Source organism: Acetobacter tropicalis (assembly GCF_001580915.1).
Lineage (GTDB): Bacteria > Pseudomonadota > Alphaproteobacteria > Acetobacterales > Acetobacteraceae > Acetobacter > Acetobacter tropicalis.
Genome location: NZ_LHZQ01000163.1, coordinates 1 through 17113 on the forward strand (window position 1 = coordinate 1; position 17113 = coordinate 17113).

The window sequence follows — 17113 nt, forward strand, 5'->3', positions numbered from 1 at the left end:
CTAACCCGATGTACAACCCTTCTGTGAGATTTCCGCGTCCAGATGCGCCGTTACGGTATGCACCTTTTTGGCTGTCAGGCAGTTTGCCTCCCCAATCGCAACCCCCAGTTGGCGGCGGTCATCCACAAACGGGCCGATCACATCTGCCGGACGGCTGGCGCGGGAGACAATGCGGACAGAGCGTGTGGCAGGAGGAAGCATGAAGCTGTAATGCTGCTTGCTGTGGCGGATGGCGCGGATAGAAACACCCGTTTCCGTTACCAGATGCAGGTCTGGGTCATCCGTCAGCACCGGCTGTTCCACGCGTGGCTGCTGGGCGACAACAGCCTCTTTTCGGGCTTCCAGTGCCCGAAACAGGGGTTCTACAACGGTGCGCTCCACACATAGCGGTGCATCAGCGTGATCAGCCCAGTTTTGCACAGCCGCACCACGCAGCCCAACCACGTTGCCTGTCTGGCGGAAGGCGCGGCGGTTGCCGGTGTCCAGATAGCTTTCTGTCAGCATCCCATCAGCGGTGATTACGGAATGCTGTTCCGTTTCCACATGGTAATAGGTGTAGGCGGACACGGAGGGATCGTAAAAAATTGAGGCCCCGTTTACCAGCATACGAACAGGGATGAACTTGTTCTCAAAAAACAGGCAATGCTCTGGCGTGACCAGCAGGTCCTTGTAAGGCACACCATCAGCCACGGCATCTTTCAGAATACGCACAGGATAACCTGCTTCATCAAGGGGCAGATCAGGGCGGATTGTGGCCTGCGCCTTGCCAACCCACACAACCGGGCGCGTAACATCCTGATTGTTTTTCCAGTCCCGCGTAATAACCAGATCCCCAATCTTGATGTCTTCAACAGCAATATCGCCATCGGTGGTGCGGATCATGCCTCCGCTCAGGAAGCAGGCGTTGATGTATGTGTTATCATCTGAATAGGTAATCTGTAGCGGGTTTGTAGCGGCATCTGCTGAACTGGTGGAATAGTCGCCGGAAGGCAGGGTTACGCCGTCAGCCAACTTAACGGCATATTCTGCTACTGTTTGCCCACTGGCATTTTGCAGCGTGATGATTTTGCTGGAATCTGATCCATCAGCAATGGTGTAGCTGGAAACCGCGCCAGTTGTGTCCTGAAGCTCGATAGTATCCTTGTTCGGATCATAATTGTTGATGGTTGTGGCACTTAGTGTGCCAGACGCCAGCAGGCTGATGGCGGTGCCTCCACCGTTCAGGATCAGTGTGCCGCCACCCGTGCCAAAATTGACAGTACCACCTTCAAGTACGCTGGCCAGGGCCGCCCCTGTGTTGAACGTTCCGCCATATTCAATATTGACGGTGGAGCCTGTCAGAAGGCCAACCAGAGAGCCCCCGGTATTACCAGAAAGCGTTGCCGTGCCGCCAACAACATTAATGGTGGTGCCAGCCACAGCGTTGACCAGCCCGGAAATGGTATTGTCGCCGCCGATGTAATACGTATTGGCTTCCGCAGCCCCAATACCAATAATAATACTGCCAGTAGAACCGGGAGCAGTAACAATAGTCTGGATGCTGGCCGCGCTGATAAGGGTTGTGTAATCTTCTGTTCCTGTAAGAACATAACCAGATGCCGCAAGCTGTAAGACAACCAGATCAATGCCAGGGTTAAGATTTGTCCCCGTATAAATAGTATCTCCATTTGGAGCTGTGATTGTTACATCCCATACATTATCAACAGGTATTGGCCATAAGTTAGAATAAGGCTGAGTAATATTATAAACAACGCCAGAGTCGGTTGTATAGGTTGTCATTTCTGTTTCCTTCACTGTCTGGGGGAGGGCTGTTCAGGAACTGAATCGCTAATAAATTTAAAGAAATTATAGATACAATTTTTAAATACACAGAGAATCGAAAATAAAAAAGGAAATTGATTTGGTTGTTTTGGTTTGTTTAATAACAACCAATAAATATAAAATAATAACAAAGCAGTTTCAAAATTTTTGTAGTGTGTTCTTAACCACGATTGTAGGGGCGGAAAAAATAACGGCACAAAGGAAAAAAAATGGGGCAAGGTTGTCGTGTTAAATTTATTCACACTATGCAGTTAAATTATTTTTGACTCACCTGCGGAACGGTCATTTGTATTGCAAAAAAGTCACCCCACTCCTTCGGAAACTGAGCAGTCGTGAATTGCGCTTCATGCATTGCTGGTTTGCTGACCATATTTTTTTCAAAATGCTCTGTCGGTTGCCCGCTCATCATGATGGGCCACTAGCAAAACGAAAGGGGATGTCGGGACCGTCTTTATGAAGGGGTACGCGGAAACACTCCGCTCCAAATGAGAGCAGCGTCAAATACCCCTCAGACACGGCTCCCCCCGTCAGGGAAAGAGTGTCCTGCGGCAAAAGCCATGCCATGATAAAGACGCCTCTGCTGTGTGAGAAGGACAGGAGCCGGACTGCTTTGCTGCTATCATAAGCAGCAAAGCGGCGGGCATGAGGAAGGGGGGATGAGAACTTGAAGCTTTACGTCTTTTATCTGGGTGGTTCCGCCCCCGGTGCGAACATTGAGGTTCATGATGTGCAGTTTGCCGTCGCGCGCAAACCTGAGGATGCTTATCCGTCTCTCATTTCACGGTGGTTTGGAACTCGGCAATCCCTGCATATTGATGCGTATGGTTGTATAACGTGGGCGGATGGTTATGCCGTAACGCTCAGCCCGGAAAGACCGATATCTGACAGAAAACTCTATTTCATCAATATGGGCGGTTATCTGAAAGGCGCACTGCGGGAGGAACATGAGTTCACGTTCCTTGTCTCTGCTACTGAACAAGATGCAAAAGCCCGCGCGCGGAAGAGCCTTCTGGTGGAATACCAGCATCAGCACCGCGACAACTTGATGGAAGTTGATGAGTGTCTGCCGCTGGAACAGATTGACGGCCTTTACATTCATCTTGTGCCGCAGGAAAACGGGCAGCCCGTGCGGGCTGAATGGCAGGGGTATCGCAGATTATAACAGGCAGATTGCACACACAGGGCTCGGGTTTCGTCATGTCCTCCTCTCCCGTTCTTTATACCTTTCGTCGCTGTCCCTATGCCATGCGGGCGCGTCTGGCGCTTGTGGCCAGCCAGACAGAGTGCGAGGTGCGCGAAATCAGGCTTGCAGCCAAGCCTGATGCCATGCTCGCAGCATCGCCCAAAGGTACGGTGCCGGTTCTTGTACAGCCTGATGGTACTGTGCTTGAGGAAAGCCTAGATATCATGCGCTGGGCGCTCTTCCAGGCTGATCCTGCCCATTGGCTGGATGGCGTCAAACCTGCGTTGATTGAGCAGAATGACACCACATTCAAATACCACCTGGACCGTTACAAATACGCCTCCCGCTACGGGACAGATGCGTCTCATCATCAGGAAGAAGCGGTTCATATTCTACAAAGCCTTGAAACACTCCTTTCACAAGAAGCTTTTTTGCAAGGCGGTCATTTTGGCTTGACCGATGCCGCAATCGCGCCTTTTGTCCGGCAGTTTGCCGCAACGGATGCTGCCTGGTTTCAGGAACTGCCTCTTCCTGGCGTGCAGCGCTGGCTGAACAGCTTTCTGGGTTCGCCGCTTTTTGAGCAGGTCATGATCCGTTACGCGCCGTGGCAACCGGAAGACCCACCTACTCGGTTGCTGAATACTGCATAATCCGTAAAGGCAGGGCAGGGGAAAGACGAGTTTGCTTCAGGATACATGTATAAGCGATTTCGAGATGTGGTCACTCACTCATAGGACTGTCGATAGCGGCTAACTGTGAGAGCGCGGTTATCGGGAAACGACTAGAAGGATCGCCTCCTCTTTCGTTTCTGAGAAGCTTCCCTCTAACGAGGTCGACAATCTTTTGTCCCCGTGTCATTTGGAGAGCTCGAAAACCCCTCTCCGAACTGTTCTGTTGCCGGCAATATCAATGCGTTATGATCCTGATGTGACCGAAAAAGGAAGGTGTCTTCAAGCCCCTCCCTCTGATTTCGAGTGAGATGATCACGTGCATGCTACGTATTTAAAAATATAATTTTACACCTCTAATTCTGAAAAAAGAGTGCCTTAAAAAAGGGAAGGATAGTGACTTTGCCGAGATACAAACTGTCTGTTTTCATCTGCGTTTGTGCGTTCGTATTGCTGATCTGCACGGCATTTTATGATGGATATGGATGCATATCTGATGTGGGTTTCTGGTTGTTTTTTCTAATTTTTTGCTCACAACTCTATGTCATGCGTCAATTGAAAAACAAAAATGGACGCTTGCCATCCCATAGACAGTAAATACCTGTTGTAGGGCTGATATGGTCCTTACTAATCTGGCTCTGGCTCTGGCTCTGGCTCTGGCTCTGGCTCTGGCTCTGGCTCTGGCTCTGGCTCTGGCTTGGTTAGGTCACGTCATGTCACGTCTGGGAGCACTTGTATTCTGGACGCAGAAAAGCACCGGGTGTCCAGTAAAAACAGAAGCTCGCATGCAAGTGTGTTGAAGCGTGTGCAGATGGCTTTCTACCGTTGGCTGCGTCTTAGCTTTTCATACCGCGCCATTATGCGGCTACGGCGCAGGGCTGAGAGTTTCTGTGTCCAGAAAATTCCGTCAAGCTGGTCAATCTCATGCTGGTGGCAGACGGCACGCAACCCTTCAGCCTCTTCAGTCTGAGGGCGGCCTTCAAGATCCGTATAGCGCACGGTTACTGTTTCGGCTCGTGTCAGCGTTTCCGTGACACCCGGCATGGAAATGCTGCCTTCTTCGTGTTGAATGGTAGTGTCAGAGGTCTGAACAATTTCCGGGTTAATATAGGTCTGTGGGCCAGAGCCATCTGGCAGGTCCAGCACCACCACGCGCAGACCCACACCAATATGTGGCCCCGTAATGCCAATACCCGGTGCAGCACGCAGCGTATCCAGCAGATCCACCGCCAAAATGCGCAGAGAGTCATCAAAAATGCTGACAGGAACAGCTACCTGCCGCAGGCGTTGGTCAGGAAACAGAACAATCGGTTGCGTGGTCATGAAACATATCCAGAGGAGGGAAGGGGCGGCTGATAACACGCACGCATACGGAAAGCCCGATCAGTGCAGAAGTGGGAAGGGGGGCGTCTATTGTCTCAGGTAGGCGGAACATGTGCCAGCAGGGCAAAAAGGGCTTAAAAAACAACGTTTGGCATAGCAGGAGGGTATGTCCTTGCTTCGTAGCCGTAACCTATAATGTCTTGATGCAAGCGTATCAGGCCAGTGCAGCATCCTGAATGAAGAAGGTGACATCCGTGCGGCCATTCCAGCTTTCGGCGCGTAGATAGCCTGCCAGATGGATGGGGGGGCGTGTGGTGTCTTCCAGCGTGGCGGCCAGTGGGCTGTCTCCGGCACGGAACAGCAGGGCTTTCAGGCGGCCGCCATCAGCGCCTTTCAGCAGCAGACGCAGCGTGTTGCCATCTCGGCCAATGCGGTCGGCCTTGATAATCTGCACATGCGAGAGAGCGACCAGCGGCTCGGCATTGCCCGCGCCAAACGGGGCGAGAGAGGCCATGTTCTGTGCCAGTTCCACCGTGGCACCGGCAACGGAGAGAGCGGCGTCAATTTCCAGATCAACGGCATCCGGCAGTTGCGCGGCCCCGGCCAGCCGTTCATCCAGAAAAGTGTGGAAGGCGTCCACTTTCTCGGCAGGCAGGGAGAAACCGGCTGCCATGGCGTGGCCGCCGCCTGTTGTCAGCAGTCCGGCCTGACGTGCGGCAATAATCACCGTGCCCAGATCAAGCCCCGGCACGGAACGGCCAGAGCCTTTGATGGAACCATCATCCTGCGCAGCGCCCACAAGAGCCGGGCGGTTGAACTGTTCCTTGATGCGGCCTGCCACAATACCCACCACGCCGGGGTGCCAGTCCTTGCCTGTGAGCAGAATGACAGGATGCCCGGCTTCACGCTGGGCGGCGGCCTGCTGCATGGCCAGATCAAGAATGTCCGCTTCCACCCCTTGGCGGCGGCGGTTTACGGCATCCAGCCGCTCGGCCATGATTTTGGCCTCATGCGCGTCTTCACTGCGTAGCAGGCGCAGGCCCAGTGCGGCCTCGGCAATGCGGCCCCCGGCGTTGATGCGTGGCCCGATGGCGAACCCGCAGGAGAACGCATCTGGCGCTTTGGTAACACCCGCAATTTCCATCAGCGCGGCCAAGCCGGTGCGCTGACGGCGCGCCATGATCTTGAGGCCCTGCGCCACAAAAGCCCGGTTCAGCCCTTGCAGGGGCATGACATCACACACCGTTGCAAGCGCCACCAGATCAAGCTGACGCATCAGGTCTGGCGCGGGGTGCGCTTCAAACCAGCCTGCGCTGCGCAGATCGCGTGCAGTGGCAACGGCGGCCAGAAAGGCCAGTGCGGCAGCGCATACATGCCCAAGGCCAGCGGTGCAGTCCGGCCGGTTGGGGTTCACCGTCGCCAGAATGGCAGGCAGCGCATCTTCGGATTTATGGTGGTCCAGCACCACCAGATCCGCCTTGCCCGCCATCTGGTTCAGAATATCAGAGGCCGCAGTGCCGCAATCCACGCACACAAGCAGCGAGGCCCCCTGCGCCACCAGCCCTTCAAGGGCGGGCACATTGGGGCCGTAGCCTTCGGTCATGCGGTCAGGAATATGGGTGTGCACCGCACAGCCCAGTTCTTCAAAAAAAGAGGCCAGAATGCCGGAGGCGCAGGCGCCATCTACGTCATAATCGCCAAAAATGCCGATGGTCTCGCCTTTTTGCACGGCCTGAGCCATGCGGGCGGCTGCCACATCCATATCCCGCAGTTCGGACGGATTGGGCATCAGCGCCCGTAGCTTCGGGTCCAGAAAATCTGCGGCGGTTTCAAGAGAAAGGCCCCGCAATGCCAGAAGGCGACCTACAATTTCAGGCAGCCCGGCCCGTTGGGCAATAGCTGCGCCCAGCCGCATCAGGTCCGGGCTGTCAGCCCCCGGCCGCCACATCCAGCGGCGGCCTGTCAGGCTGGCCTCCACCCCCAGCGCGGCGCGGGCCTGCGGGGGCGCGGCGTCATCAGGGGGCAGAAGCATGGTTGTCTCTGAAAAAGCAGTCATTTCTGGCAAAGCGGGATAAGGCACACAGGGTTATTGCGGCGTCCACGTTTTGGTGGAGAAGTTGTGGTGCCCTTCAATAAACCGCACCGTGCCGGATTTGGAGCGCATGACCAGTGAGTGCGTCACGGCATGTGTGGGCAGACGGCGGATACCGCGCAGCAACGTGCCAGAGGTGACACCCGTGGCGGAGAACAGCACGGAACCAGCCGCCATATCATGCAGGCCGAGCTTGCGGTCCGGGTCCTTGCCGGGGTTCATTTTCTGGGCGCGTTCACGCTGGGCGTCATCTTCAAACAGCAGACGGCCCTGCATCTGGCCTTCCACGCAGCGCACGGCAGCAGCGGCCAGCACGCCTTCTGGCGCGCCGCCAGAACCGGCATAAATATCCACCTGGCTGTTATCCATGCAGGCGGCAATGGCGGCGGCAACGTCACCATCGCTCAGCAGGCGCACGCGGGCACCGGCTTCGCGCGTTTTGGCAATCAGTTCTTCATGACGTTCGCGGTCGAGCGTACACAGAACAATGTCTTCAATCGGCTTGTTCTTGGCGCGGGCCAGATTGCGCAGATTGTTCTCAATGGAGGCTTCAAGGTCCACCACGCCATCGGGCAGGTTGGGGCCAACCACAATCTTGTCCATATACACGTCTGGCGCGTGCAGGAAGTTGCCCTTTTCCGCCAGCGCAACCACGGTAATGGCGTTGGGCATGTCCTTGGCGCACAGATTGGTGCCTTCAAGCGGGTCCACCGCAATGTCCATGGCGGGGCCACCAGCGCCCACCTTTTCACCAATGTAGAGCATTGGTGCTTCGTCCATCTCGCCTTCGCCAATCACCACGGTGCCATCAATGGCCACGGTGTCAAACGCAATGCGCATGGCTTCCACAGCCGCGCCATCGGCATCGTTCTTCTTGCCACGGCCCGTCCAGTGAGAGGATGCAAGGGCGGCGGCTTCAGTAACACGCACCAGTTCAAGCGCCAGATTGCGGTCAGAAACCACAAACTGTTTAGGCTCACGAGTGTCAGACATCAGGGGGAAATCCTCTTTCTTAAGGCTTGAACTGGCTCCGCACGGAAGGCTCAGTCCGTTTCAATCCGGATCATCACCGGGGTGTCCGTCACCACATCAAGCTGGTCAATGCGTGTCACGGCGTCCTGCATGGCCGCCTCGGATGTCTGATGCGTCACCAGCACCAGGGGCACATGCGGGGCGGTGTCGTTCTTCTCCGGCGTGGGCTGAAGCATGCTGCGCAGCGAAACGCCACAGTCACGCAGCACGGCGGTAATATCCGCAATCACGCCGGGTCGGTCCTCCACCCGCAGGCGCAGATAAAACGCGCCCTTTCCGGCAGAAAGAGGGCAGGCCTGCACAGGTTGCATATCAGATACCTGCACGCCCCACACCGGGATGTGGCTGCCACGGGCAATATCAATCAGGTCGGCCGTCACGGCGCTGGCAGTGGGGCCTGCGCCCGCGCCCCGGCCTTCAATCATCAGGCGGCCTGCAAATGCGCCTTCAGCCACCACGGCATTGAACACGCCATCCACCTGCGCAATGGGGGCATCTTCCGGCACAAGGCAGGGTGTGACGCGGGCTTCAAGCCCAGCATCACCCACGCGGGCCAGCCCCAGCAGTTTGATGCGGTAGCCCAGCTTGCGGGCAAAGCTCAGATCGGCCGCGCCAATCCGGCGAATACCTTCCACGTGCACACTGTCAAACGCCACGGGGCGGCCAAAGGCCAGCCCGGCCAGAATGGTCAGTTTGTGGGCAGCATCCAGCCCGTCAATATCCGTGGAGGGATCAGCTTCGGCATAACCAAGCTGCTGGGCGTCTGCCAGAACGGAGCCGAAATCCTTCCCCGTTTCGCGCATGACGGTCAGGATATAGTTGCAGGTGCCGTTCAGAATGCCGCCAATGCGCAGCAGGCGATCTGCCGCCAGCCCTTCACGCACGGTCTTGATGGCGGGAATACCGCCCGCAACTGCCGCTTCAAACAGCAGCGGGGCGGATTTTTCCGCACTGACCTGCGCCAGCGCCGGGCCATGAATGGCCAGCAGCGCCTTGTTGGCCGTAACCACCGGCTTGCCTGCCTGCAGCGCGGCTTCAACCAGAGCACGGGCCGGCCCTTCGGCCCCGCCAATCAGTTCCACCACCACATCCACTTCGGGGTCTGTCACCAGATCAACTGCGTTGTCATACCACCGCAGGCCGGAGACGTTCACCCCACGGTCCCGCGTGCGGTCCCGCGCGCTGACAGCCACAACTTTCAGCGGACGGCCAGCGCGGGCGGTAATCAGGTCCGCATTGGTTTCCAGCAGGCGGATAACGCCCGCCCCCACCGTGCCAAGACCAGCAATACCGAGACGAAGAGGAGAAGAGGAGGAAGAGACACTCACGATTGGACAGGCTCCGGCTTGCTTGCAGAGGAAGGAGAAGACACAGCCGCAGGCTTGACGCCATGGGCTGCAAGGAAACCACGAATGGCGCGGGTGGCCTGCCGCAGGCGCTGGGTGTTTTCCACCAGCCCGATGCGCACATAACCTTCCCCATGCTCGCCAAAGCCAAGGCCGGGGGCCACCGCCACACCAGCTTCTTTCAGCAGCAGCTTGGAGAAATCAACGCTGCCCATTTCACGGAACGGTTCAGGGATGGGGGCCCACGCAAACATGGAGCCTTCGGGGGACGGCACATCCCACCCGGCGGCATGCAGACCACGGATCAGCACATCACGCCGTTCTTTATACAGGGCGCGGATATCGGCCACGCAGTCCTGCGGGCCATTCAGCGCGGCCACGGCGGCGACCTGAATGGGGGTGAACGCCCCGTAATCCAGATAGGATTTAATACGCGTCAGCGCGGCAATCAGCCGTTCATTGCCCGCGGCAAACCCCATGCGCCAGCCAGCCATGCAGTAGGTTTTGGAAAGCGATGTGAATTCCACCGCAATATCTTTGGCACCCGGCACGGCCAGAATGGACGGGGGCACCAGATCTCCAAAATAGATTTCCGCGTAGGCGAGGTCCGAGAGGATGAAAATTTCCTCCCGCCGGGCAAAGGCCACCAGTTCCTTATAGAAATCCAGATCAGCCAGATATGCGGTGGGGTTGGACGGGAAATTGACAATCAGCGCCGTGGGTTTGGGCACGGAATGGCGCACGGCACGTTCCAGCGCGCGCAGCATGTTATCATCCGGCGTGGCGGGAATGGAGCGGACAGAGGCCCCCGCAATAATGAACCCGAACTGGTGAATGGGGTAGGACGGGTTGGGCACCAGAATGGTGTCACCGGGGCTGGTGATGGCGGAGGCCAGATTGGCCAGCCCTTCCTTGGAGCCCAGCGTTGCGATCACTTCCCGCTCGGGGTCCAGCTTCACGTTGAAGCGGCGTTCATAATAGCCCGCCAGTGCCCGGCGCAGCCCCGGAATACCCTTGCTGACGGAATAGCCATGCGCACGCGGATTCTGCACCGTTTCCACCAGCTTTTCCACAATGTGGGGCGGTGTGGGGCTGTCCGGGTTGCCCATGCCAAGGTCAATAATATCCTCGCCCCGCGCTCGGGCTGCCGCCTTGGCCTGGTTTACCGAGGCAAAGACATAAGGCGGCAGACGGCGGATGCGATGGAAATCTTCGGTCATGGACGTAAAGGACCCTGAAAATAAGGGGGTTCAGATTCCGCACGATTACGGAGGAAAAACATAGTAATGGCAGAAACGGATCAGGCAACTCTTCTTGCCGTGCGGCCAGCGTCTTTCCGCCGCATGGCTGGCCGAGGGGCGCGTGCCACAGGCCCGTGCCCCCCGCTTCGCATCAGGGTGAATTGGCTATTCGTGCCCCCGTGCCGAACGCATCCCCCCGGATATGAATGGCATCAGACGGCGCATTCAGTTTGATCAGTTCCTGAGCCACGCGCTGCGCCCGCAAGAGGCCAAGCTGGACGGCATCTGCCTGATCCTGCGGGCTGAGTGAGAGGGAATTGCCAAAGCCACGGACAAAGAACGGCCCGTGCGGCGTTTTCTGCACCAGTTTGGCCAGTGTGCTCTCCTGCCCGGCGGAAAGCTGGTCAGATTGCGGCATGAAATGCAGGGCCGTGCCTTTGGCGTCGCTCAGATCATAATTGGGCTGCACGCCATCGGGCAGATGGGCATCAGACGGCACATCAAATCCTGGGAAGGATGGCGGCGCGGGCGGGCCTTCGGGAATCTGCGGAATGGCGCTTTCGGGCGTGGGGGGCTTCTGCGCGCCGTTCTTCACTTCCGGCATGGCCACTTCTGGCATGTCGGCTTCCGCATCGGCGGCGTCCTTTTTGGTGTCTTTTGCCGCTGGCTTGGAGGGCGCGGGTTTGGCAGGAGGTGGTGGCGTGGTGGGCTGCTGGGGTGGGGCTTCCGCGGCATCCATAATGGCCCCGGCGGCATCCGGTGGCAGGCTGGCTGCCTGCTGCCCCGCTGCGGCTTTATCCTTGGCCGCATTCGCGCCAGCGCCAGCAGCCGGGGTGCCTGCGCCTTTATCCGCACTCCCCTTACCTGCCGCAGATTGTGCCGCTGCGGCGTTGGGCGGCGGCGGAATATCGGGCGTGAGCGTGCCGTTGGCGGCAACCGTGCGGTAGGTCAGGTTACGGTCACGGATCAGCCGTTCCGTCAGCATGGCCCTTGCCTGCGCGGAGGGCAGAGCCGGTGCCTGAGTAGGGGTCAGCCCCACATGCGGGTAGGGATCATACCGGCCCGGCGGCGGTGGCCGCTGCTGGGAGATCACGCCCCCGCGCATGTTCTGGGTCCATTCCAGCGTGCTGTCGATCGCATCCTGATGGCGGCATCCCGCCAGCACTAGCACGCCCGCGGTCAACGCAACGCCCATACGGAAGCCGGTGGCATGCCGTCGCCCGGTGCGGCGGGTTTGCGGCTGGTCTTCCCTGGCGTGGGCAAGGGGTGCGTGTGCCGGCGTATCCTCCGTCCGCGCTGCGTCCGTCTGGCCAGAAACGGGGCGACCATGCCGCCAGAAGGGCCGGTTCTGTTCAGGACGCATTTGCTGCATGGTGGGACGGGTGCTCCGCTGGGCTGATAAACAGCGCGCACCTTACCGTCTTCCCGCCGTTGTGGCGAGATCAGGCGTGCCTGTTGCACCTGCATTATAGGATTGCCCCTTGGCAGGGGCGCGCAGGCGGCGCAGGATAAGAAGCATGAACCGTGACACAGACCATGCGGAGACACGAATGACGGGTATTTTCTCCCGCGACGCCATCAGACTGGATGATGAAGGGCCGGATGGCCCGGACGCGCCGGAAACACCGGAAAAAGATGATGTGAAAGCCCCCGGCGCACCGGCTGGCGAGCTTGAGCACAAGCTGTTCAAACAGCGCAAAGTGCTGATTTTTGGCGGTATTAACGACAAGGTAGCCCGTGATGTCACCGGCCGCCTGCTGGCTTTGGCTGGCGAGTCTGACAAGCCGATTGATGTGTATGTGAACTCCCCCGGTGGCCACGTTGAAAGCGGGGACACCATTCATGACATGATCCGCTTTGTCGATTCGATCGCGCCGGTCAACATGATCGGCACCGGTTGGGTGGCATCTGCTGGCGCGCTGATTTTTGCCGCCGGCCAGAAAAACCGCCGCTTCTGCCTGCCCAACACGCGCTTCCTGCTGCATCAGCCGATGGGTGGCGTGCGTGGCCCGGCCACCGATATCGACATTGAAGCACGCGAAATCATCAAGATGCGTGAGCGTCTGAACCGCCTGTTTGCGCGTGAAACAGGCCAGTCTTACGAAAAAATCGCCAAGGATACGGACCGCAACTACTGGATGTCCGCCAAGGAAGCGATTGAATACGGCTTAGTGACAAAGATCATTTCCCAGCTTTCTGATCTTCACTAAATCGGGGAACGGCTTTGCTCCTCACCCTGCGGGGTGGGGAGCGGCATGTTTTGTTTTACCGGGCTTTTCTCCTGCCTTGCGCACGTGGTGCGCGGGGAAGGGGAGGCGCTCCCAGCAAACGGGTTCCTACCATGGGTTCTCTCTCTGATATCTATTCCCGCCTGCCAGACAGCATTGATGACCTGCCACCGCCCCCCAACAAGGAAGCCGTGGTAGAGGCCGATTACAAGGCGCGGCACTGGGTCAGCCAGGATAAGGGGCCGCTCAAGCCCGGCTCCGTTGAGCACAAGCGCGCCATTGCGCAGATGTTCCGTGATACGTTCAACCCTTACAAACCGTCCGTAATCGACTGGCCCAAGCTGGACCCGGAAACGCTGCATCGCGTGACCTCCCTGCCCATCTGGGATATTGCGGTGCAGACGGAGGGCAAGGCCCGCCTGCGTATGGCCGCCTATGCCCGGCTGGTGCAGGACCCGGACATCAAGGATGCCATCTCCCGCAATGCGTGGGAGGAAAACCGCCACAAGGAAGTGCTGTCCAAAATGGTGGCGGCCTACAACATCCCCATGGCGCCGGAACCCCCGTATATTGAGCCCAAGGATGTTGAGTGGGCCTATCTGGTCACCGGCTTTTCAGAATGTGTGGACAGTTTCTTCGCGTTTGGGCTGTTTGAATTGGCCAAGCGTTCTGCCTTCTTTCCGGCTGAACTGATTGATACGTTCGAGCCAGTGATGCAGGAAGAATGTCGTCACATTCTGCTGTTTGCCAACTGGCTGGCATGGTACCGGGCCGTCATGCCGTGGTATCGCCGTCCGTTCTTTGAACTCAAGGTATGGGCCGTGTGGGCCTTCCTTGGCTATGAACGTCTAAGCCTTGCCAAGGATGTGGATGACAAAGGCGAAGTCCACACGCAGGACAACAACTTCACCGTCACTGGTGCCAAGGATATTGCCAGCGTGCAGCTCAGCCTGCCGGACTTCATGGATCTGTGTCTGGAAGAAGATGACCGCCGCTTTGCAGGATATGACAAACGCCTGCTGCGCCCCACCACGGCGCCAGCCATTGCGCGGGTGATCCGTGATGTGGGCCGCGGGTGGCAGTTTGTATCCGGTCTGGTGAAGGCCAACACCCGCAGCGCGCGGGCCTGAGGGCCGAGGCAGGTTTTGCTCAGGCTGCCTTGCGTTTCATGTCCGCATGAATCTGCATGGGTAGTTTGATCAACACCTGCTGAAGCGGCTGCGTGCTGTGGAATGTGGCATCGGCTGCGTAATCCTGCGGCCTGATGGTGTATTCGGCGGGGGTGGTGGCCGTATTGTCAAACACGGTGCGGCTCTGCCCGGCTTCCGTTACCGTAAGGGTGCTGCGGGGAGCCAGCGTAAGTGTCAGCTTGTGTGCATCCGGCATCAGGAAGGCAAACACAAAACCCACTATATCTTCCACGCAATGATCCATCTGCTTCAGCCAGTGCTGGGCCTGCGCATTGGTAAATCCGTCCGCTTGCGGAGGGCTTACAGCAATCTGGAAAATAAAGCGGATATAATGGTCCGGTGCCAGAGTGGCCATCAGCGGTGGGTTTTCCTCCCACAATGAGTCTGATAGCGGAAAAACCATGTCATCACTGCCAGCGCGTGTTAGCGGAATAGCGCCGGTTTGAGACTGTAAATGCAGCCCGGTGCTGTGCAGGGGTTTGTCATCCGGCTGTTCCCGCCCTACCACATGCAGGGAAAGGTTGGCCCGGTCCTCCGCAGGCAGGGCATTGAAGCGCCGATACAGCTTGGCCACTTTCCGGTAATGCTGCACCAGAACGGAGCGTGCGCCCACCACATCTATGGTATCGGCGGCCTGCGTTACACCGGCGGGGGCCAGCACCAGTGCCGCAGTCAAAACCCATGCAGGGCGAGAGAAAAACATCATAAATTCGGACTTACCGCATAAAAATCATCGTGTCGCGCACTGTCATGCCCGTCTGGCAGGAACAGCCCGCCATGCGGCAGGTTCCGTGATAAAAATACAGGCCCCGCTCATCTGAACAGGACCTGCATAAGACACGCTAAAAAATGAAGGCACGTAAAAGGGGGTTTGCAATATCTGCCAAGACAGGCGGGGTAGAGCATTTTGTGGCGGGATGGATTGGGTTTTTGGCGCGATAGCCGCGTATCCCGCCTTAACCCCACTTTTCACAGCCTCAAAATATTCTCCCCAACCTCAAACAGGCCCCTTTTCCACTCACCTCTCAGGCGATGCTGATGGACCGAACCGCCTGTGTGGTGTCTGCTGCTGGTAGATAAGGCCCAGCCGCACGAATGGAGAGAGACAGGATCGCCATATTCCCCTCGGCATGGAGTGCGCCAAGCGGCAGCAGCGCATTCCCATCGGTCCAGGCAACGCCCTCCCATCCCATATCCGCGTGCCAGCCTTCGGGCTTGTCTTCCTGAAGGTGGGTTGTCACGGCCTGCTGGCCTTTTGCTGTAATGAGGGTGACATCCCCCACGGCAACCCCCATCTGGCGGCGATCATCCACAAACGGGCCGATCACATCAGCCGGACGGCTGGCGCGGGAGAGAATGCGCACAGCCTGCGTGCCAGACGGCAGCATGAAGCTGTACTGCTCGTCCCGACGCCGTACGGGGCGCAGGGTTGCTCCTTTGTCCGTCACAAGGCGCAGGTCGGCATCATGCACAAGAGCGGCTTTTTCCGGTGCCGGGAGGGCCTGCGCAATGTTCTTTTCACGATGTTCCAGCACATGGAACAGAGGTTGCACAAAGGAGCGATCCACACACAGGGGTGCCCCGGCATCATCCTGCCAGCTCCGCGCTGCGCTGCGCAGGCTTGCCACTTTGCCATCCTGACGGAAGGAGGAGCGGTTACCGGTATCCAGATAGCTTTCTGTCAGCATGCCATCAGCCGTGATAACGGAATGAAGTTCCGTTTCCACATGATAATAGTCATAGGACAGGATAGATTTGTCATAGAAAATGGTGCGCCCGTTTACCAGCATCCGCACTGGCACAAACCGGTCTTCAAAAAACAGGCAATGTTCAGCGGTAATCAGCATGTCCTTGTAAGGCACGCCATCTGCAACGGCGTCTTTCAGAACGCGCACCGGCCATCCAGCTTCATCATCCGCAAGATGCGGCCGCACCACCGCACGGGCCGTACCCACCCACACAACGGAACGCAGAATGTTGCGGTTGTTCTTCCAGTCAAACGCAATAACCTGATCACCAATCTGGATGTTTTCAACCGCCACGTCCCCGTCCGGGGTGCGGATCATGCTGCCGGCAAGGAAGCAGATAATGGCGTTCCCGCCAGATGTCGTATCTGCGGTTACGGTTGTTGTTCCGCTTTTTACATCTGGATCGAATGTTGCCGGGAAAGTATAGGTCTTATCGCCTACTGTAAGCGTTACGTGGCCATTTCCTGCATTATTCACGTAAGTTGCTGCCGTGACTTTCTGACCTGCAATTCCTATTTGATCCCCATTGGTCAAGCCTGCGATGGTGAGATTGGTTTGCGCTGCGTCTGGAGACAAAAGAATGGTGTTTCCGCTTCCACTACCGGCGGTAACGGAAGCGCCTCCATTATAATTTCCGCTCAGGCTTAGCGTTGATCCACCGTTTACGGTAACTGGCGTATTTAGGTTGCTAACCGACAGACTTGATCCATTGTTCAGTGTGATTGAAGATCCATTTTGCGGGTTTAGACTGGAAGCGGCTGAGACGTTACTGTTGTTTAGTATAAGTTGCCCAGAAAATCCAAAATTCTGCAAATAATAACCGCTGACGTTCGTTAGTTCTACTATGCTTCCGCTATTGATATGGCTGTTACTGAATGTTGCGGTCGTGCTTTCAATGTTGACGGTCCCTCCAGAATCAACGGTCAAGGGAATATTATTGGTTGTTGACCCTGGCTGAAAAACAACAGTACCGCCGGCAGCGGCTTCAATTCCATTGGAGGACTGGTTGATGGTGCCGGCCACATTGAGTGTAGAACCACCAGAAACGACAATTTTTTGAATATTGAGAGTGGTGGTTGAGGAAATGTTTACGGTGTAGGCAGATGAAGATGAACCGATGTTGGCTGTGTCATTTTGCCCCGGAGTTCCGACCGGAGACCAGTTCGATGGTGTCCCCCAGTCGTTTGAGGTCTTTCCCGTCCAAGTATACGTAGACATTTCCAATCTCCTGAATTGCGCAA

14 protein-coding genes are annotated in these 17113 nt (G+C 57.4%); 5 read left to right on the forward strand and 9 right to left on the reverse strand.

The genetic code is table 11. From position 1 onward, the window contains the following. Complete coding sequence (locus AD944_RS03020; RefSeq protein ID WP_052427151.1) at nucleotides 1–1779, reverse strand: Hint domain-containing protein; 1779 nt, start codon at nucleotides 1777–1779, stop codon at nucleotides 1–3. Nucleotides 1780–2485: 706 nt separating this feature from the next. Here AD944_RS03020 and AD944_RS03025 point away from each other — a divergent pair. The 3 genes from AD944_RS03025 to AD944_RS16640 all read left to right on the forward strand — a co-directional run bounded on the left by AD944_RS03025 (nucleotide 2486) and on the right by AD944_RS16640 (nucleotide 4472). After that, nucleotides 2486–2983 carry a DUF1543 domain-containing protein gene (locus AD944_RS03025; protein WP_045542171.1) on the forward strand — a complete coding sequence of 166 codons (498 nt, stop codon included), beginning with the start codon at nucleotides 2486–2488 and terminating at the stop codon, nucleotides 2981–2983. 35 nt (nucleotides 2984–3018) lie between these two features. Further along, the gene (locus AD944_RS03030; protein WP_045542172.1) at nucleotides 3019–3654 is read left to right on the forward strand and encodes a glutathione S-transferase; all 636 of its coding nucleotides are present in this window, start codon (nucleotides 3019–3021) and stop codon (nucleotides 3652–3654) included. A gap of 635 nt (nucleotides 3655–4289) precedes the next feature. Next, nucleotides 4290–4472 (forward strand): hypothetical protein, encoded by a 183-nt coding sequence (locus AD944_RS16640; RefSeq protein WP_045542173.1) that lies wholly within the window; start codon nucleotides 4290–4292, stop codon nucleotides 4470–4472. A gap of 19 nt (nucleotides 4473–4491) precedes the next feature. On the opposite strand, the gene AD944_RS03040 is transcribed toward AD944_RS16640, so the two are convergent. From AD944_RS03040 to AD944_RS03065, 6 genes are all read right to left on the reverse strand, one after another. Further along, entirely contained in the window at nucleotides 4492–4995 is a 504-nt protein-coding gene (locus AD944_RS03040) for a peptide deformylase (protein ID WP_045542174.1), read from the reverse strand. Nucleotides 4996–5209: 214 nt separating this feature from the next. Next, entirely contained in the window at nucleotides 5210–7027 is a 1818-nt protein-coding gene (gene recJ / locus AD944_RS03045; protein ID WP_045542190.1) for a single-stranded-DNA-specific exonuclease RecJ, read from the reverse strand. A gap of 54 nt (nucleotides 7028–7081) precedes the next feature. Continuing rightward, a complete protein-coding gene (gene glpX / locus AD944_RS03050) occupies nucleotides 7082–8080 on the reverse strand; it encodes a class II fructose-bisphosphatase (protein ID WP_006559333.1) in 999 nt (332 codons plus the stop codon). A 50-nt stretch (nucleotides 8081–8130) separates the two neighbouring features. Then, complete coding sequence (locus AD944_RS03055) at nucleotides 8131–9447, reverse strand: homoserine dehydrogenase (RefSeq protein ID WP_045542175.1); 1317 nt, start codon at nucleotides 9445–9447, stop codon at nucleotides 8131–8133. Next, nucleotides 9444–10685: an LL-diaminopimelate aminotransferase gene (locus AD944_RS03060; protein ID WP_006559331.1), complete on the reverse strand. Its 1242-nt coding sequence runs from the start codon at nucleotides 10683–10685 to the stop codon at nucleotides 9444–9446. The genes AD944_RS03055 and AD944_RS03060 overlap by 4 nt, the downstream gene beginning before the upstream one ends. Nucleotides 10686–10857: 172 nt before the next feature. Further along, the gene (locus tag AD944_RS03065; RefSeq protein ID WP_236709189.1) at nucleotides 10858–12078 is read right to left on the reverse strand and encodes a hypothetical protein; all 1221 of its coding nucleotides are present in this window, start codon (nucleotides 12076–12078) and stop codon (nucleotides 10858–10860) included. A 145-nt stretch (nucleotides 12079–12223) separates the two neighbouring features. Between AD944_RS03065 and AD944_RS03070 the strand changes: the two genes are divergently transcribed. Continuing rightward, on the forward strand, nucleotides 12224–12916 hold the full coding sequence (locus AD944_RS03070) for an ATP-dependent Clp protease proteolytic subunit (RefSeq protein WP_176364872.1): 693 nt from the start codon (nucleotides 12224–12226) through the stop codon (nucleotides 12914–12916). 131 nt (nucleotides 12917–13047) lie between these two features. Then, nucleotides 13048–14064 carry a ferritin family protein gene (locus AD944_RS03075; RefSeq protein ID WP_045542176.1) on the forward strand — a complete coding sequence of 339 codons (1017 nt, stop codon included), beginning with the start codon at nucleotides 13048–13050 and terminating at the stop codon, nucleotides 14062–14064. A gap of 19 nt (nucleotides 14065–14083) precedes the next feature. On the opposite strand, the gene AD944_RS03080 is transcribed toward AD944_RS03075, so the two are convergent. Then, a complete protein-coding gene (locus AD944_RS03080; RefSeq protein ID WP_052427152.1) occupies nucleotides 14084–14830 on the reverse strand; it encodes a DUF2987 domain-containing protein in 747 nt (248 codons plus the stop codon). A gap of 319 nt (nucleotides 14831–15149) precedes the next feature. Beyond that, nucleotides 15150–17090 carry a Hint domain-containing protein gene (locus AD944_RS03085; RefSeq protein ID WP_082741198.1) on the reverse strand — a complete coding sequence of 647 codons (1941 nt, stop codon included), beginning with the start codon at nucleotides 17088–17090 and terminating at the stop codon, nucleotides 15150–15152. Nucleotides 17091–17113 lie beyond the last annotated feature (23 nt).